Consider the following 16,903-nt stretch of genomic DNA (forward strand, 5'->3'; position numbering starts at 1 on the left):
AAACAAATTCAGTTATATAAACTATAACATTATGAGCCCCCCGAATATATCAAAAATTTGTGCTAACAAACCCAAAAAACATTTTTTTAACCTAAACTAAAGTCAATAAACATCCTCTGCGTTATTTTAACGACAAGTTTTTGCGTCGTAAACGGCAAAAAACTAATTACAATAATGTGAATTAGTTGGCATTAATACGCTAACATTTCACAAAAAGTTGCAATAGGGCCCAATAAATTTCTAAATTATTTTATTTGTTTACCAGTTTAACATATTGCTCAATGGCCATTGTCATGGATGGGGCTGCTGGGGTTGGCGCCGGGATATCCAAAATCAGACCGGCTTCGAGCACTGCCTTATGTGTTGTGGCACCAAAGGCAGCTATCCGGGTATTGTTTTGTTTAAAATCAGGAAAGTTTTTATATAATGATTGGATGCTTGACGGGCTAAAAAACGCAATCACATCATAAAACACATCGGCCAGATCAGAAAGATCACTACAAACGGTACGGAACAATACAGCGGGTGTAAAGTTATAACCATTCTCTAACAGGAAACGCTGAGTTTCTTCTGCCGCAACATCTGAACATGGGTAAAGGAATTTTTCGGCCGAATGTTTCTTCAGCACCTCAGCCAGATCGGCAGCGGTTTGTTTGCCAAAAAATATCTTACGCTTACGGTATTGGATATATTTTTGCAAATAAAGCGCAATAGTTTCTGACAGACAGAAATATTTCATTTCTACAGGAACCTCAAATCGCATTTCTTCGCAAATGCGAAAAAAATGATCGGCTGAGTTACGGCTGGTAAAAATAACCGCGGTAAAATCGCTCAGGTTTATTTTTTCCTTTCTAAAATCTTTTGCAGGAACGCCTTCAACATGAATGAAAGATCTGAAGTCAATTTTCAGGTTTAGCTTTTTAGCCAGCTCTGCATACGGATTCTTATCGTTTTCGGGTTTTGATAAAGTAACTAATATACTTTTAACCTTTTTCTTTCTGTCTTCCAAATCAATTCGTTTAAAACTACCTAAATTCTAATATTTAATGCCTTTATCAAAATTAAAACGGGGCAAATTTCGAGGGCACAAAGATACGTAAATAAATAAAATTTATGAAATCGAAAAGTAGAAATTATATTTACGCTGCTCCTAAGGTATTGCCACATAAATATAATCACCGTTATAATAAGTGTTACGTCCAATAATGCCGGAACATAGCGGCTGCCAAGCAAGCTAAAACAAACCACAACGGGTAAAAATATAAATGCTAAATTAAAGTAGGTAAGATGCAATATATTCAGGTAATCGCTTACCAGGCGGTTCATATCAAAAACAAATCCCAAAAACTTAAGCGCCAGGAATTTTAAAGCAAACAGCACTATTATAATAACGGTAAGCGACACATATAAACGTGTACCACTCACCACATAATAAACGCCTTTGTAAGCGGCAAGCTGGTATAAGAATAAACCACAGGTTAAACAAAACAGTAAAAAGAGGCCCAGAAACGCCCATGAGCTTACAAAACCTTCTTCTTTACCTGCTTGTGAAAGTACACGTTTACTGTAAAATGATTGCAGCACATAGGCCACATCTTTATTTAAGGTGAAATTAAGTGCAGCTGTATACAAAAGCAGGCCAACAATAATAATGATTATCCAGGGATCGCGCAGTGGCCGGTTGTGCCCGTCCCTCACCAGGTCCTTTGATTTTAAAGGAATATCTAAAAATCCATACCCCTTGTATAAGCTATGAGCCAATACACTATCTGCAAATTCTCTTGCGGTTGCCGAATCGGGTGCATGAATGTAACGCAGGGTTATAGAATCGGCTACAAAAACCTTACGGGCCTGCATAGCCGCAGCCACAGAGTCGAGCACAGAGGTGCCCGCTTGGCGTATGCGTACTGATCTCCTGGCAGAATTACTCGCAACTACCGAGTCCTGCTGCGCAAACACGGCAGAACAACTCCATAATAAAAGCAGGAAACACCAGGCAGTTAAACGCATTTAAAAAGCAAAATATAAACCCCGTTAAATTTGCTGCAAATTTATTGTAATAATTGATTGTTTTATAAATGCTTTATAATTAAGCAGACATCCGTTAAATAAAGTTTATTTAACAGGCACCCCGGTAGCAGCCCAAAACAAGAGATATCCGGCAGTACTTTTTTTAACTTTAATATGCAATAAGATCCGTCGTGGATCGGGGTAAATATGGAGCACGTCAATATTATGATGGTTAGGCTCTGCCATATTGTTTTTATTATCCCACTTACCCAGGTTGTGCACCACATAACTTAAAGAGGTATCCCGGGCAATGATGTCGTTATAATAATCCGGAAGCGAGCAATTTTTTAACATTACACCGTCATTATAGGTCAATTCTATCTGTAATTGCGAGCCACCCTCTGCACTGGTAAGGCTCAGATACATACCCATATATTTTTTTGGTGGCACATTAAATCCAAAGCTACCTTCACCCGAAACAAAACGGGCCTGATAACCCGTGCCCGCACTGTTTTTATAATGAAGTGTAATTGAGGGATGCTCGGGCGTAGCCTCTATCGTCGAATGATCTGGTAATGCGTGCGGGTCTTTCTCCTTATTAAACAGGGCCGCTGCCATAGTGAGGTAACCATCGCCCTGTCCGTCACCGTCGATACCTTTGCTCCAGGTTACCAGCTTACCATGAGTAAGCGTAGTTACCGGCCGGGCATTTAAAAGCGTATCTATATTGATCTGGATCTCGTGGCCAGGTTGTTGACCACATACCCGAAACATCATCAGGGTATAAAATATGATCAGCAAAGATATTTTAGGTTTCATTCAGGCATACAATGAGTATATAAATATACTTTTAAAATATTGATCTGATTAAATAATCAGATCAATATGCCCGTCAGTCTCATACCTAATATTTATGGCAATGTTCTATAAACTCATAATTATCAATAAAATACCTGTTATTATGAATAACTTTAACAAAAAAAACTTACTTTTATATATTACTACCTGAACGATATTGAAGAAGAGAATTGCTATACTCATCCTATTTTTACACCTTTTTAACATTGGTGGGCAGTTGGCATTACATCAATATTTAGCTTATAAAACCGATAAATTCTTCACCGAACAGATACGCAAAGGCCTTTATAATGTAGAAGACCTTACGGAAGTAGCTATTCCTGTTAATTTACCAGGCATTAGCGATTGGAGTCGTTTTGAAAACATAAGCGGACAAATTCAGTTTGAAAACACCAACTATAACTACGTAAAAATGAGGCTTACACGGAACGCCATGTATTTAATGTGTATTCCTAATTATGCAACCACTCATTTATCATCCGAAAATATCCTCAAAGCAAAAGGCATACAAGGGATACCGGTTCCTCAGAAAGATCACGTTCCGTATGGCAAATCAATTTTACAGGACAATTTGAATTTTTGCTTTGTAAAGTTTGATTTTTATTGCCCCGTAAAAAACCTGCCTCAAAGTATTGAACAGCCTGTTCAACAATTGATTTATCAGCAAAAAGACATTCCGGAGCAACCTCCCAAAATGGATGCAGCGCGTTTCCTCATTTAATCCCACTCATTGCCTCGTTTAAGCTACTGTTCGAACAATATTACGTTCTGCCCAGCTATCCATGCGATACCAATTGCGGCGTAGTACTATTTAATGAGGAATGCGAAAATAGTTTATGCATTAACCAAATATGAATAATACATATCTGTAATCAGGTATACCTTAACGGATGCCTACAGATAAATCCAATAAACATGATGAAAAAATTAATAATCTGTGGATTATTTGCACTATTACTTGGTGCTATAATAATAGCATTCCGTCAAGACTCGCCACATGACGAAATGATACGGATACTTCAGAAAATCAATAGACAGAACAACAATACCGGCAACCCCTTTAACCAGGAGGCTAAAATTGCTTTTTATGATTCATTGCTTAAAAAATCGGGTAATAGTCAAAATCAATATCTTTTATCAGCAAAAGCATCTCTTTTACTCAAAGCCGGTAAAGAGGAGCAATCTGTAAAAATCTACGAAAACCTGCTTTACCATATGGATTTTATGCTGGGCGATAATATGCTGCCCGACCTGGGTATAGCTTATATGCGTTTGGGAGAACGTAATAACTGTATGCTTAACCATAATGGGTCTTCCTGTATTTATCCCATTAAAGATGAAGGTGTTCATCAAATACAAACCGGTTCAAAAAAAGCGATTGAGATTTATAAAACCATTTTAAAAAACAAACCGGATGATCTTGAATCCCGATGGTTGATCAATATTGCCTATATGACTTTGGGCGAGTACCCACAAAAAGTACCCAAACAATTACTAATACCAAATTTAAATTCAGATACTGCCAACCAGGTAAAACCTTTCCCGGATATGGCAGGCAGCCTTGGACTTAATATCAATGGCCGGGCCGGAGGGGTTATTGTTGACGATTTTAATAATGATGGATACCTTGATATTATCACATCTGGATGGGATATAAGCGATCCTATGCATTATTTTCAAAATAATAAAGATGGCACCTTTACCGACCGTACGGAGCAAAGCGGATTGAAGGGCATAACCGGCGGCTTAAATATCCAGCAAACGGATTATAACAATGATGGCAATACAGATATCTTTGTTCTGAGAGGTGGCTGGCTTACCCAGGGATTTGGTAACCAACCCAGCTCTTTGTTGCGCAATAACGGTGATGGTACTTTTACAGATGTAACCATACCCAGTGGCCTGCTCTTTTTCCATCCAACCCAAACTGCCACCTGGGCCGATTTTAATAATGATGGCTGGCTTGATGTATTTGTAGGCACCGAAAGCCCAACTAACCCTTATGACCCAAACGCATCTGCCTGCGCCATGTATATCAACAATCACGATGGAACATTTACCAATGTTTCTGCTACAGCCCATTGTAATATCATGGGGTTTGTAAAAGGTGTAACCTCTGCTGATTATAATAATGATGGATACCCAGATATATTTATTTCGACTATGGATGGGAAAAAGTTTTTACTCCGCAATAAAGGAATAGCCGGCCCTGATGTCGACTTTGAAGATGTTACCGCAAAATCCGGGATAGATAACAATCGGGAAAGATCATTTACCACCTGGTTTTATGATTATAATAATGATGGCTGGCCAGATATTATGGTAGCCGATTATCAGTTTGACCGTGCCCTGGGCTACTATAGCGCCGCCGAAGCATTGGGTTCGCCGGTTCCGGGAGCTGGCAATATTTTCCTGTATAAAAACAACCATGATGGTACATTCACCGATGTAACCAAAGAAACCGGCTTAAATAAAGTGGTTTACAGCATGGGCGGAAATTTTGGCGATATTGACAATGACGGATATCCTGACATGTATTTTGGCACGGGCAATCCCGATTTTAAATCACTAGTACCCAATAAATTTTTCAGAAATATTGAGGGGAAGAGATTTGCCGATATTACCACATCCTCACGTACAGGTAACCTGCAGAAAGGGCATGGCGTAGCATTTGCCGATTTAAGAAATACAGGGAACCAGGATATATTTATTGAAATGGGTGGCGCCTATATTGGTGATTCTTACACTAGTTCATTATATATGAATCCCGGTGTAAGCAATAATAATTGGATAAGTTTAAAACTAAACGGCGTTAAAGCAAACAAAGCCGCTATAGGTAGTCATATTAAGTTAACTTTTACCGAAAACGGGGTTAAGCGGAGCGTTTATAAAGATGTAAATTCAGGAGGGAGCTTTGGTTCTTCACCTTTGCGGCAGGAAATGGGTATAGGGCAGGCAAAATTGATAGATGATATTGAAATTAAATGGGCTGGTAGTAATACTGTACAGCATTTTAAAAATGTTATGCCCAATCAATTCCTGCATATTACTGAGGGTGATGATCATTATCAAACCATTACATTGGCTAAGTTAAGTTTTATCAACAAGCAGCATACTGCTCCGGTTTGCATGCCAATGACTGCCAAAATGAAATAAAGATCCTATTTACAAAAACAACCAAGGCTTTGTGGCTTTTATATATTGTTAAAATAGATTATATTTAGATAAATAATTGACCATCAACTCTAATTTTAAGCCATGAGAAATTTTTTATTAGCGTGCTTCCTCCTTGTTGGGATAACAACAGTAAGCAATGCCCAAAATCATCCGGGAACCAATAGCCCGGCCGAAAAAGCTAAAGAACTGCAAAAGCAGCTTAAGCTTAATAACGAGCAAACTATTAAGATTGAAAAAATATATGAGGAATCTTCCCGAAAGTTTGATAAGATTAAGACAGATGCGCATGGCGATAATGCTAAAATGTTAACGGCTATAAAACCGCTTCGCACAACCACTATAGCCAAAATAAAAGCTGTTTTAACTACTAAGCAGACTGTAAAATATGAACAGCTGTTAAAAGAATCAAAAAATACTGGTGGCAGCGGCTGGGGCGATGGATGGAGTGCACCCAATTAAGGTATTAACTTATTTTCAATAACAAAAAAGTCTCTTCAAATTGATGAGACTTTTTTGTTGTATTGTGTTGTTGATAAACCTTATATGAAATCAATCTATCTCCACACTCAATAAAAAAACCTGCGGACATATACATATTCGCAGGCATAACTATTGTTTATTATTAACGAGATTTAGCTGTTTCTGTCAAATAAGCTTCCGAATATCCTTAAAAAGATATTTTTCTTAGATAATTCTATATATCCATCTCCTGTTAGCGTACTGGCTAAGGGTATAGTTTTATTCTTGATGGTTCTTAGGCCATCTGTTAGTTTTACTTTGGCTATATATTTATCATGTACCGGGATCCTGATAATTTCTGTTATCCTGCCCTCTAAGGAGCCAAATGTTGCTGCAGAGTATTCGGCCAGATTGATCATCACTTTCTGGTTGGGCAAAACTTCACCAACCCTTTCTGGTTTTATATACAACCGTACCTCATAATTCCCTAATGCAGGATTGACGATAATGGTGTTTTTCCGCGGGTTATCCTCAGTACCCTTAAGCACAATAGCTTTACCCAAAACCGGGCTGGTAATTACCGAAGTGATTTTACCAGACGAATTGGTTTCAATGAGTAAGGTATCAGTAGGCTTAACCGTCTGACCATCTTTGATGTCTGTTTTATATAACTCGGCTCCATCTTTTAACCAGCTAACCTTAAAGGGCTGGTTCTTGGTGTCAATAACCACGGTTGACGGCAGCAGCGATGGGAAACTTATTATGGTTGAGCATAAAATAACGATGCCGAAAACAAATAAAAACATCATAATGCCCCATCTAATTAACCAGGGAGGCACATTACCTATAATTTCCTCAACCTCATAACTGTGTTCTACAAAATCCAATCTATCTGGCATAATCCAAAATTTAAGCAGCGTCCAATTCTAATTGATTTTTAACAAGCTCATAATATTTACCTCTTTTTTGCACCAGCTCCAGGTGATTACCCACTTCAATGATAGTTCCGTTTTCCATCACTACAATCTGGTCGGCATTTTTTACGGTACTTAACCGGTGAGCAATAACCAATACGGTTCGCCCTTTAAAAAAGTCATGCAGGTTTTGCATAATAACCGTTTCGTTATTGGCATCAAGCGCACTGGTGGCCTCATCAAAAAATAGGTACTTAGGTTGTTTATACACAGCCCTGGCAATAAATATCCTTTGCTTTTGGCCGCCGCTCATCCCGGTACCCGTATTGCCTATTTTGGTAGTAAGCCCTAACGGAAGTTTTTTAATATAGTCCTGAATATTGGCAACTTTAATAGCATGTTGTAAAATTTCCTCGTTAGGGGTATCCTCATTGGCGGCAATGTTGCGCGATATGGTATCTGAGAAAATATAACCTTCCTGCATCACCGTTCCGCAAATTTTCCGCCAGTCCCTGGCAGACAGGTCCAATATATCCGATTCGTTTATCGTGATCTGGCCCTCTGTTGGCGGGTAAAACTTCAGCAACAATTTTAACAGGGTACTTTTTCCGCTGCCGCTTGATCCTACAATCGCAGTCACTTTACCCTCTGGTATAAACAAATCAATGTTTTTAAGAACTTTAACGGATTGCGAGCCGCCATACTGGAATGAAACATTATCCAGGTGTATACCTCTTTTGGTATTATAGGTTTTCCCGTTGATGATCTGGCTATTGATCACATTGTCGGTACTTTCGCTCGTTTCAAACAACTCTTTGTTTACTTTTCCAGCCTTGGTCGATAGGTCGATCTCCTCATTACTTTGGTCATGGATCTCGCTTAACCGCTCCAAACTTATTTTGGCATCCTGAACGCTCCTTACAAAACCGATAATCTGGTTAAGCGGATTGTTCATTTGCCCTACCACATACGATATACTGAGCATAACCCCAAGCGAAATGCTGTTATTGATCACTAAAAAAGCAGCTGTGGATGATATCAGGATGTTTTTAAGTTGGGTAACAAATGACGAACCTATTTCCTGGTATTGCTCCAGAGCCAGACTCTGGATATTTACTTTAAATAACCGGGCTTGTATACGCTCCCACTCCCATCTCCTGGTTCTTTCGCAATTGTTCAGTTTAATCTCCTGCATGCTGGTAACCAACTCATATATGGTGTTTTGATTTTCACGCATACGTTGAAAACGTACATAATCAAGATCCTTACGTTTTTTCAGAAAGAGGAGTACCCAGGCAATGGAAATGGTACTACCAATTGCAAAAATGGCCAATATCTTAACATTGTAGGAACCCAGTACAATGGAGAATATCAATATATTGATGATAGAAAACAGCGTACTTAGTGTCGAACCTGTTAAAAACGTTTCGATACGGTGGTGATCATTGATCCTTTGTGTAATATCACCTACGTTTTTTGACTCAAAATAACTGATAGGGAGTTTCATGAGCTTAACCAGGAAATTGGAAATGATGGTTACGCTCACCCGTGTATTAATATGCAGCAACATCCAGTTTCTGATCATATCAACCGTCATACCGCCTACAAACAGGAAAAGCTGGGAGAAAAGAACCAGGTAGATAAAGTCTATATTATGCCGTTGTATGCCAAAATCGACCATACTTTGCGTCAGGAACGGGAATATCAGGGCGATAAGACTGCTTAACAACATCCCCACGATAACCTGAACAACATACTTTTTATACGGCGCTATATATTTAAACAGGAATTTAAATCCGCTTGATTTTGTTTTGTTGTTTTCTTCCTGATTATAAAATTCAATAGTTGGCTCCAGGATCAATGCCACCCCTTTATGATCGCCGGTATTCATCCAGAACTTTGAAAAAGTTGCCTGGTCAATAGATATCAGATTGTGTCCCGGGTCGGCGATCAAAAACTTCAGTTTTTTATTTTTGGATAATAATCCTCCTTTAATTAATTGAATATCGTACAGCACAACAAAGTGTTCCTGGTTCCAGTGCAGGATACAAGGCAGTGGAACATCCTCAACCAGTTGGTTCAACGTAATTTTAACACCCAATGTTTTTATGCCGATTTTTTCAGCGGCTTCGCCCAAACCAAGCAAATTAACCCCCTGGCGGGTAATAAATGAGTTAGCCCTTAAAAAATCTAATGAATAATCTTTGCCATAATATGATGCGATCATCTTTAAACAAGTGGGGCCGCAATCCATGTGGTCTAACTGCTTATGAAATTTAAATTTCTTTTTCATCATTATTATTTAATAGCTCATCATTGAATGTATTTCATTAAAAACATTATCGTACGAAAGCAAGTTCTTTTTTGCTTTACTTAAAACCTTTTGCGGCAGGCTATTCATTAGTGTATTATGTATATGACATATTAACTTGAGCGAATCATGACAGTAAACCGAACGATTGTTAAACCCATTTAACGCACTATACCGGTTGGGTAAAAAGCCTCCGCCGCAAATACTGACAACCTTGCAGTTACAACATGGATAAGGCAATTCCTGGTGACTGTTATAGTGCAGGTTCAGCTGGTTATTTTGTAATGCGGTATCCAGATCTATTTCCAAAATGTTCATGTTTTCTTTGGTCATACCATGCCCGCATATTTTTAACGCGCCCGAAACCTCAATACTCCCATCAGTTTCAATGATCAAAAAATCGAGCTTTTCGCCTCCGAAGTATTGTGAGCTTTGTTTTAACCCTATGCACAATCCCAGTATTTGCTCAAATATGGGAATAGATGGTTTGGGCTTATCATCAACATACCAGCGGTCAAAAACTTTGATCAGCCAGTCAGCATACACTGTTGCATTTTTAACCCAATCCGGTGGCGGAACGTCCCAGGAAGCATAAGGTAAAAGCAAATTAAAGCTCCTGATATTTAGCCTCTTTATTTGCTGATATAACCTGTCCGGATCTGCCTGGGTATTGATAACCGTTAATATGCCCAGGTTTAGCTTGCCCTGGTAACTATTCACCAGGTTAATAGCCTCTAAAACTTTTTCATATGATCCGTTACCCGCATGATCAACACGTTTGCTGTCATGAATTTCCTCGTAGCCGTCTAAACTGATGCCGATAGTTATCGCTTCTGACAAAAAAAATTCGCACCATTCTTTGGTCAAAAGCACACCATTGGTTTGAACGGCAAAATGGAGATGCGTTTGCGGTTTAATGATTTCTCTGGCCTTTTTGATAAACTCCGAGAAAAACACCATACTTTGCAAAAGAGGTTCGCCCCCATGAAAAACAAAATGAAAACTCCTGATATTATGCTTTTCACAATGCCGCGATACCTTTTGCAAAATCGCTTCAACCACCTTTACCGACATAAACTTCGGCTGATTCTGGTAGGTTAAATCGCCCAGATTGTAAACGTAGCAATAGGTGCAATTCAGATTACATCTGCTTGCTACTTTTAAAACGAGCGTATTCAAGTTCATTTAGCTTAGGGATCAGCAATCATGTTTTGGTCAGTTTTTAACCATTAGTTTTTTTATCTACGTGTACCTCAATAAAACCCGGAAGACCGGAATCCATTGTTTCAATAAATCCACCGCTAATGGTATCACCACCTTCTAATTCAATTCCTTTGAGTTTTAGCTGCTCAATTGCTGATGACTTCAAGTCATGCTCAGCCGGGGCTGATTTTTTGTCTTTCTTTTTCATTTTGAATAATAGTTATTGTCCTGATCAAAAATTACCGAACTCTTGGTCCATATATTCTTTTTCTCCGGATCATGATAAAGCGGTTTATACTCTTTATCGCCCCCGTTTATAGTTGTTAATGCCTCATTATCCAAAATAGATTGATCATCCTGGGCAGCTAATGCTTGTTTAAAATGATTTAAGTCCTTTTTCATAATGTCCTTAATCTTTTTAGGTTTAACTCGATTTAATTGTGCTGTTGTTTATGTAATTATAGCGAAGAATGTAATTAAGGCCTTCATTTTTTCGACCAATTCAGGGGTTTGGGTGACTAATTGACATAATCCTTCCGCTTATGAAAATGAGCAGGTTACTGGTTTTTCTGCACATAAATAACTACCTGTAAAAACCAATAAATATAGAAGCGTTATTATAACAGCATGAGTGGCATAATTGCACCATGTATTCATGAGAAAATATCTAAGATTAGCCTTAGCGTTATATGCTTGTCAATTTAGTTCATTGTGCAGCATTTTTTCCGGTTCTAAAGTCATAAAATCTATGATAATTGATCATTAGCCTGAAAGATGGCGCAGTTAGTCGGAAAAGTTTCACTCCAGCTGATAGTCCGGCTAGTTTTATCATAAACAAATTAAAATTTAAAATCATGTCAGAAAAAAAAGGGACTAACAGCTTCAGGCTAAACCTTGATGAACTAACTCCTGAAGAGTTATTCAACAAAATGAAAAAATTACAGAATGACGCATTGAAAGAAGCCGGTGAATCTATTTCCGGTGGGGCCCAGGCCGGAACAACCGTTCTTCACTCTTCTGGGGCAGGAACATTCAGTAAATCTTTTGACCCGGGAACCTGATGACAAAAAAGCCGGCTGTTATGAAAACGCTGGCTTTTTGAAGCATACCGGTCGTTGATCATGAATACATACAGGTATAAAGCGTTATTGGTCTTTAGGCCGCTTTGATTGGTCGAAAAAGTTTCGCTTTAAATCACAACCCCATTAGCTTTATTGTAAACAAACTAAAATTTAAAGCCATGTCAGAAAAAAAAGGATCTTACAGCTTCAGGCTGAATCTTGACGAATTAACTCCGGAGCAGTTATTCGACAAACTGAAAAAATTACAAAATGATGCACTGATTGATGCAGGCGAATCTATTGCCGGCGGCGCCGACAAACAAAGCTCTGTAAGTGTAGTTCACGGTTCTGTAAGCGGTACTTTCAGCAGGGCTGCTCAAAACTAATTGTAGCTCTACGCGCTAAAAACAAAACCCGATGCGCCATAGCGCATCGGGTTTTGTTTTTAGCGGCTTTCTATACTCATCGTGTTTTTAAACGCATTCATCAAAATATACCATCACCCGCCAATTATTATACATTGGTCTTTAAGTGGCTTTGATTGGTCGAAAAAATTCGCCCTCAATTTATCAGAGGTTTAGTTTTACTATAAATTAAAACTTTAAAACCATGTCAGAAAACAAAGAAAAAGGAACTTACAGCTACAGGCTGAATCTTGATGAAATGACTCCGGAAGAGTTATTCGACAAATTGAAAAAATTACAGAACGACGCACTGGCCGAAGCCGGTGAAGCCATTGCAGGTGGTGCTGCTTCTGATGCCAGGGCAAGCGTTATTCACGGTTCTGTAGGCGGTACTTTCAGCCGGTCTGTTGCACAGTAATTGTAGTTCTGTTACCGACATCAAAACCCGACAGGCACTTACCTGCCGGGTTTTGTTTTTAACCGGCAATTACATTTTTATCCTATTATCAAACTACAGGGCGACCCAACAACTTTGATACATTAGCCCAGAGCTGCTCTAATTGAGTGGAATTTAATTTTTTGATGCATCTGCCAGAGCTTGCATCGCCAACCAGGCTTACCATTTCCTTGTCAATAAATCAAACTGCAATGGTTTAAAACGGATTCGTCCTTAAGAGATATCCATTAGTCGAAAAAGTTTCAGATCAAATTATCAGGCACTTAGCTTTACTAAAAATTAAAACTTTAAAGCCATGTCAGAAAACAAAGAAACCAAAGGAACTTACAGTTTCCGTCTGAATCTGGACGAATTGACTCCAGAAGAATTGTATGCTAAATTAAAAAAACTAGAAAATGATGCGCTGAAAGATGCCGGCGAATCAATTTCTGGAGGTACTGGCACTTCACCTGTAAGCGTGGTACATGGCTCTGTAAGCGGAACTTTCAGCAGAGGCGCTGATAACATGTAGTTTTCCGTTTTTCCCTTAAACGACCGGTATGGTTTATGATTGATAAACCATACCGGTCGTTTTGTTTTGTGCTCCTTAATTAATAAACAAACCAGGAGCCATTCCTCTCTCTCAAATATCGGTTATTTCCATTCGTCAGCCCGGAGCTATATCTTTTACCTTCAAAGCACGTAGTTGGTCGAAAAAGTTTCGCCCCAAAGTATCAGGCATTTAGCTTTACTCATAAATTAAAACTTTAAAGCTATGTCAGAAAACCAAGACCCTAAAGGAACTTACAGTTTCCGCCTGAATCTGGATGAATTAACTCCGGAAGAATTGTACGCCAAACTAAAAAAGTTAGAAAACGATGCACTGAAAGAAGCTGGTGAATCAATTTCTGGCGGTACAGGCACTTCACCTGTAAGCGTGATACATGGCTCTGTAAGCGGAACTTTCAGCAGAGGCGCTGATTGCATGTAGTCGCTGCCTTATTTCTAAACGGCCGGTATAGTTTATGATTGATAAACCTTACCGGCCGTTTTGTTTTTAACTACATAGACTTGCCGCATTCTTCAGGGTTTTTTACTTCATATTTTCACATCGGCATATCTGTTTAAATAGATATTAACTGGTCATCAATCATACACCCCCGTTGAATTATGTATTCGTCTTATAGTAGACTCAATTAGTCGAAAAAGTTTGGGTTTCCATCATTACCCCATTAGTTTTAATAAAAAAACCAAATCATAAAAATTATGTCGGGAGAAATTAAAGCGTTAATTGGAGGGCTACATAATTTACAACTAAAAAATTATGGTTTATCCGTTGCCGAGCCTCGCGAAAAATTAAAAAGAACGCACAATGGTAAAGTAGAAAAATCGACGCGACTGTTTCTGAAGAGATTCCCGGGTGTTGACGCCTCAGGTCTTTAGCAACATCGCATTCATAACCTTAAAGAGGTAAAAGCAAATACTAATAAACTTAATTAACAAGCGGCTATAACAACTCAGTTTATCTTAAAATTATGCAAACCCAGATAACAGAAAAAACCGAAACCTTAGAGGTAGTGCATCACTCACCTAACCCATCAAACCCAACAAGCCAGGTTGATTTTTTGGTTCTGAAAATAGCCAGCAGGTGCAACTTAAACTGTACCTACTGCTACATGTATAATTTGGGCGATAAAACTTATTTGCAGCAGCCAAAATTCATGAGCGAGGAAGTGATTGATACCATGCTTGAGCGTGTTATTGAGCATGTACACAAGCATCATTTAACTGCTTTTGCTTTTGGATTTCACGGTGGCGAGCCGCTACTGGCCGGCAAAGCTTTTTTTATAAACTTTGTTAACAAAACAAATGCCCTGTTTGCAAAACACAACATTACCCCCAATTACTTTATACAAACCAATGGGGTTTTACTTACCCGCAGCATAGGTAAACTATTTAATGAACTGAAGATACAGATAGGCGTTAGCCTAGATGGTACCGAGGAGATTAATGATGCTTTCCGGATTGACCATAAAGGCAAAGGTACCTACCAAAGGGTGGTAGCCGGCATTAATAAATTAGAAGACAACAGGCATCCGGTAACCGGTAAGATCAGGGTGGGTTTACTTAATGTGATGAACCTGAACTGCGACCCGGTAGAATTATACTACCATTACTCCAACGTAGTTAATGTAGAATCATTTGACCTGTTGTTCCCATTGGCCAACTACCAGGTAGCACCTTTCGTGCCCTCAAAAGGGCCGTTTTCCAAATCACTTACACCCTATGCCGATTGGATGCTGATCATGTTCCATCTTTGGTTTAATGACAAATCAGCAGCCCGGCCGCACATCAGGTTGTTTGATATGCTCATCAAGCAGGTTTTGGGCGCATCGGCATCCTTAGATTCTATAGGTAATAAAGATAACGGGTTGCTGGTCATAGAAACAGACGGCGGTATTGAGCCGTCGGATGTACTCAAAAGCTGCGGAAATGGCATCACTAAACAAAACCTCAATATTAAAACCAACGCTTTGGACGATGCGTTGGATAAAGAATTGGTGGCCACTTATGTACACAATGGCCAATACCTGAGCGAAACCTGCAAAAGGTGCCCGATTGTAGAAATGTGCGGAGGTGGTTATATGCCGCATCGTTACAGTAAGGTGAATGGATTCAACAATCCGTCTATTTACTGTAAAGACCTCATCAAACTGATTTCAGAGATCCAGTCGACCGTGGTAGACAATCTTCCGAGAGAGATACTGGATCTGTATCCGCTTGAAAAACTGAACTATACCGAAATCATCAATGAAATATACGCCCAAAGCTATGCAAGCTAAATCATTTTCTTTTGTTGTTAAAATAGCCAGCAGATGTAACCTCAACTGTACTTATTGCTATATGTACAATATGGGCGATGACAGCTATTTGATGCAGCCTAAAAAAATGAGCGACCTCACCATCCAAAAACTTGCCAGGCGGATCGACTCATTTTCAAGAAAGCACGAAATGCAGGCCGTTTCCATCATTTTACATGGTGGCGAGCCTTTACTGGCGGGCAAAGCTTTTTTCCGTCGCTTCCTGGATATCTTCCGGGAAAACATTGCCGATCATGTAAAGATTGTTTACATAGTACAAACCAACGCCCTGCTTATTGATGAAGAATGGATGCAGCTGTTTGAAGAGCTGGATATTAAACTGGGCATTAGTTTAGACGGTGATAAAGAAACCAATGATAAGTACCGCATTGACCATAAAGGCAAAGGATCATATGACCGCGTGATCGAAAAATACCAACTGGCCCGCGACTCGCAGTTTAGTAAAAGATCACCGGCTGTATTAACGGTGATTAACATTGATGCCGATCCCAAAGAACTATACCATCATCACAAATCCATTGGCATCGAATCATTTGATATATTATTGCCAGACTCTAACTGGGATAAATTACCGCCGGCACCTTCACCCGCTACCCGGTTTTACGGGTCGCCCACTGCTTACGGCGATTGGCTCATTGCCTTGTTTGATGAGTGGTATAATGACTCCAACCAAAATAAAAGACCAAGGATCAGAAAATTTAACCAGATAGTCCAAATGATACTTGGCCATAAAGTTTCGGCTGATGATCTGGGCGAAGGTGACAACCAGTTAATAGTTATTGAAACAGACGGCTCATATGAAGCCGGCGACTCCTTAAAAATTTGCGGCCCCTCTTTTACCAAGGCCGATACCAATGTGCATAACCACGAAATTGACGAAGGCCTGAATACCGATCTGGCTACCCTTTATTTCAAAAGTCATAACAACTTATGCAGGGAGTGTTCATCGTGCAAAATCCGGAGTATATGCGGCTCCGGTTATCTGCCGCACCGTTACAGCGCATCTAATTCATTTAATAATACTTCGGTTTATTGTATGGACCTCACCAAACTGATCACGCATATTCAAAACAGGATAGTGGATAGCCTGTCGGTTGATATGGAGGAAGAGATCCAGATCAAGAAGTTTAATTACCTGGAAATATTTAACGACAGGCAGCCCAAGGACTTAGTAACAAATTAGTATTT

At 39.3% G+C, this 16,903-nt stretch carries 19 protein-coding genes; 11 read left to right on the plus strand and 8 right to left on the minus strand.

What is annotated here, in order from left to right; translation table 11 throughout:
- Positions 1-250: 250 nt before the first annotated feature.
- The 3 genes from BW976_RS21170 to BW976_RS21180 all read right to left on the minus strand — a co-directional run bounded on the left by BW976_RS21170 (position 251) and on the right by BW976_RS21180 (position 2,829).
- Positions 251-1,015: a uroporphyrinogen-III synthase gene (locus BW976_RS21170; RefSeq protein WP_076376218.1), complete on the minus strand. Its 765-nt coding sequence runs from the start codon at positions 1,013-1,015 to the stop codon at positions 251-253.
- 14 nt (positions 1,016-1,029) lie between these two features.
- Entirely contained in the window at positions 1,030-2,010 is a 981-nt protein-coding gene (locus BW976_RS21175) for a DUF4271 domain-containing protein (RefSeq protein WP_076376220.1), read from the minus strand.
- A gap of 105 nt (positions 2,011-2,115) precedes the next feature.
- Complete coding sequence (locus BW976_RS21180) at positions 2,116-2,829, minus strand: hypothetical protein (protein ID WP_076376222.1); 714 nt, start codon at positions 2,827-2,829, stop codon at positions 2,116-2,118.
- A gap of 196 nt (positions 2,830-3,025) precedes the next feature.
- On the opposite strand from BW976_RS21180, the gene BW976_RS21185 reads away from it, so the two are divergent.
- The 3 genes from BW976_RS21185 (at position 3,026) to BW976_RS21195 (ending at position 6,504) form a co-directional block, all read left to right on the plus strand.
- Positions 3,026-3,589 carry a hypothetical protein gene (locus BW976_RS21185; RefSeq protein WP_076376224.1) on the plus strand — a complete coding sequence of 188 codons (564 nt, stop codon included), beginning with the start codon at positions 3,026-3,028 and terminating at the stop codon, positions 3,587-3,589.
- 194 nt (positions 3,590-3,783) lie between these two features.
- Positions 3,784-6,024, plus strand: coding sequence for a CRTAC1 family protein (locus tag BW976_RS21190; protein WP_084192294.1), 2,241 nt, complete (start codon positions 3,784-3,786; stop codon positions 6,022-6,024).
- A gap of 102 nt (positions 6,025-6,126) precedes the next feature.
- The gene (locus tag BW976_RS21195) at positions 6,127-6,504 is read left to right on the plus strand and encodes a hypothetical protein (RefSeq protein ID WP_076376228.1); all 378 of its coding nucleotides are present in this window, start codon (positions 6,127-6,129) and stop codon (positions 6,502-6,504) included.
- Between the two features lie 173 nt (positions 6,505-6,677).
- On the opposite strand, the gene BW976_RS21200 is transcribed toward BW976_RS21195, so the two are convergent.
- The 5 genes from BW976_RS21200 to BW976_RS21220 are packed head-to-tail and all read right to left on the minus strand — an operon-like array spanning position 6,678 to position 11,334.
- A complete protein-coding gene (locus BW976_RS21200) occupies positions 6,678-7,403 on the minus strand; it encodes a hypothetical protein (RefSeq protein WP_076376230.1) in 726 nt (241 codons plus the stop codon).
- A gap of 10 nt (positions 7,404-7,413) precedes the next feature.
- On the minus strand, positions 7,414-9,714 hold the full coding sequence (locus BW976_RS21205; protein ID WP_076376232.1) for a peptidase domain-containing ABC transporter: 2,301 nt from the start codon (positions 9,712-9,714) through the stop codon (positions 7,414-7,416).
- Between the two features lie 6 nt (positions 9,715-9,720).
- Positions 9,721-10,914, minus strand: a complete 1,194-nt coding sequence (locus tag BW976_RS21210) for a radical SAM protein (RefSeq protein ID WP_076376234.1) — start codon at positions 10,912-10,914, stop codon at positions 9,721-9,723.
- A gap of 37 nt (positions 10,915-10,951) precedes the next feature.
- The gene (locus tag BW976_RS21215) at positions 10,952-11,140 is read right to left on the minus strand and encodes a hypothetical protein (protein WP_076376236.1); all 189 of its coding nucleotides are present in this window, start codon (positions 11,138-11,140) and stop codon (positions 10,952-10,954) included.
- Entirely contained in the window at positions 11,137-11,334 is a 198-nt protein-coding gene (locus BW976_RS21220; RefSeq protein WP_076376238.1) for a hypothetical protein, read from the minus strand. The genes BW976_RS21215 and BW976_RS21220 overlap by 4 nt, the downstream gene beginning before the upstream one ends.
- Before the next feature lie 452 nt (positions 11,335-11,786).
- Here BW976_RS21220 and BW976_RS21225 point away from each other — a divergent pair, with 452 nt between their 5' ends.
- From BW976_RS21225 to BW976_RS21255, 8 genes are all read left to right on the plus strand, one after another.
- Positions 11,787-11,993 (plus strand): hypothetical protein, encoded by a 207-nt coding sequence (locus BW976_RS21225; protein ID WP_076376240.1) that lies wholly within the window; start codon positions 11,787-11,789, stop codon positions 11,991-11,993.
- Positions 11,994-12,172: 179 nt separating this feature from the next.
- A complete protein-coding gene (locus BW976_RS21230) occupies positions 12,173-12,379 on the plus strand; it encodes a hypothetical protein (protein ID WP_076376242.1) in 207 nt (68 codons plus the stop codon).
- Positions 12,380-12,602: 223 nt separating this feature from the next.
- Positions 12,603-12,815, plus strand: coding sequence for a hypothetical protein (locus tag BW976_RS21235; RefSeq protein WP_076376244.1), 213 nt, complete (start codon positions 12,603-12,605; stop codon positions 12,813-12,815).
- A 334-nt stretch (positions 12,816-13,149) separates the two neighbouring features.
- On the plus strand, positions 13,150-13,365 hold the full coding sequence (locus tag BW976_RS21240; protein ID WP_076376246.1) for a hypothetical protein: 216 nt from the start codon (positions 13,150-13,152) through the stop codon (positions 13,363-13,365).
- Between the two features lie 243 nt (positions 13,366-13,608).
- Entirely contained in the window at positions 13,609-13,824 is a 216-nt protein-coding gene (locus BW976_RS21245; protein WP_076376248.1) for a hypothetical protein, read from the plus strand.
- A gap of 275 nt (positions 13,825-14,099) precedes the next feature.
- The gene (locus BW976_RS29515; protein WP_175614153.1) at positions 14,100-14,276 is read left to right on the plus strand and encodes a hypothetical protein; all 177 of its coding nucleotides are present in this window, start codon (positions 14,100-14,102) and stop codon (positions 14,274-14,276) included.
- Between the two features lie 92 nt (positions 14,277-14,368).
- The gene (locus tag BW976_RS21250) at positions 14,369-15,676 is read left to right on the plus strand and encodes a radical SAM protein (RefSeq protein WP_076376250.1); all 1,308 of its coding nucleotides are present in this window, start codon (positions 14,369-14,371) and stop codon (positions 15,674-15,676) included.
- Entirely contained in the window at positions 15,645-16,898 is a 1,254-nt protein-coding gene (locus tag BW976_RS21255) for a radical SAM protein (protein WP_076376252.1), read from the plus strand. The genes BW976_RS21250 and BW976_RS21255 overlap by 32 nt, the downstream gene beginning before the upstream one ends.
- Positions 16,899-16,903: the final 5 nt, after the last annotated feature.

This window comes from Mucilaginibacter lappiensis (assembly GCF_900155965.1).
Lineage (GTDB): Bacteria > Bacteroidota > Bacteroidia > Sphingobacteriales > Sphingobacteriaceae > Mucilaginibacter > Mucilaginibacter lappiensis.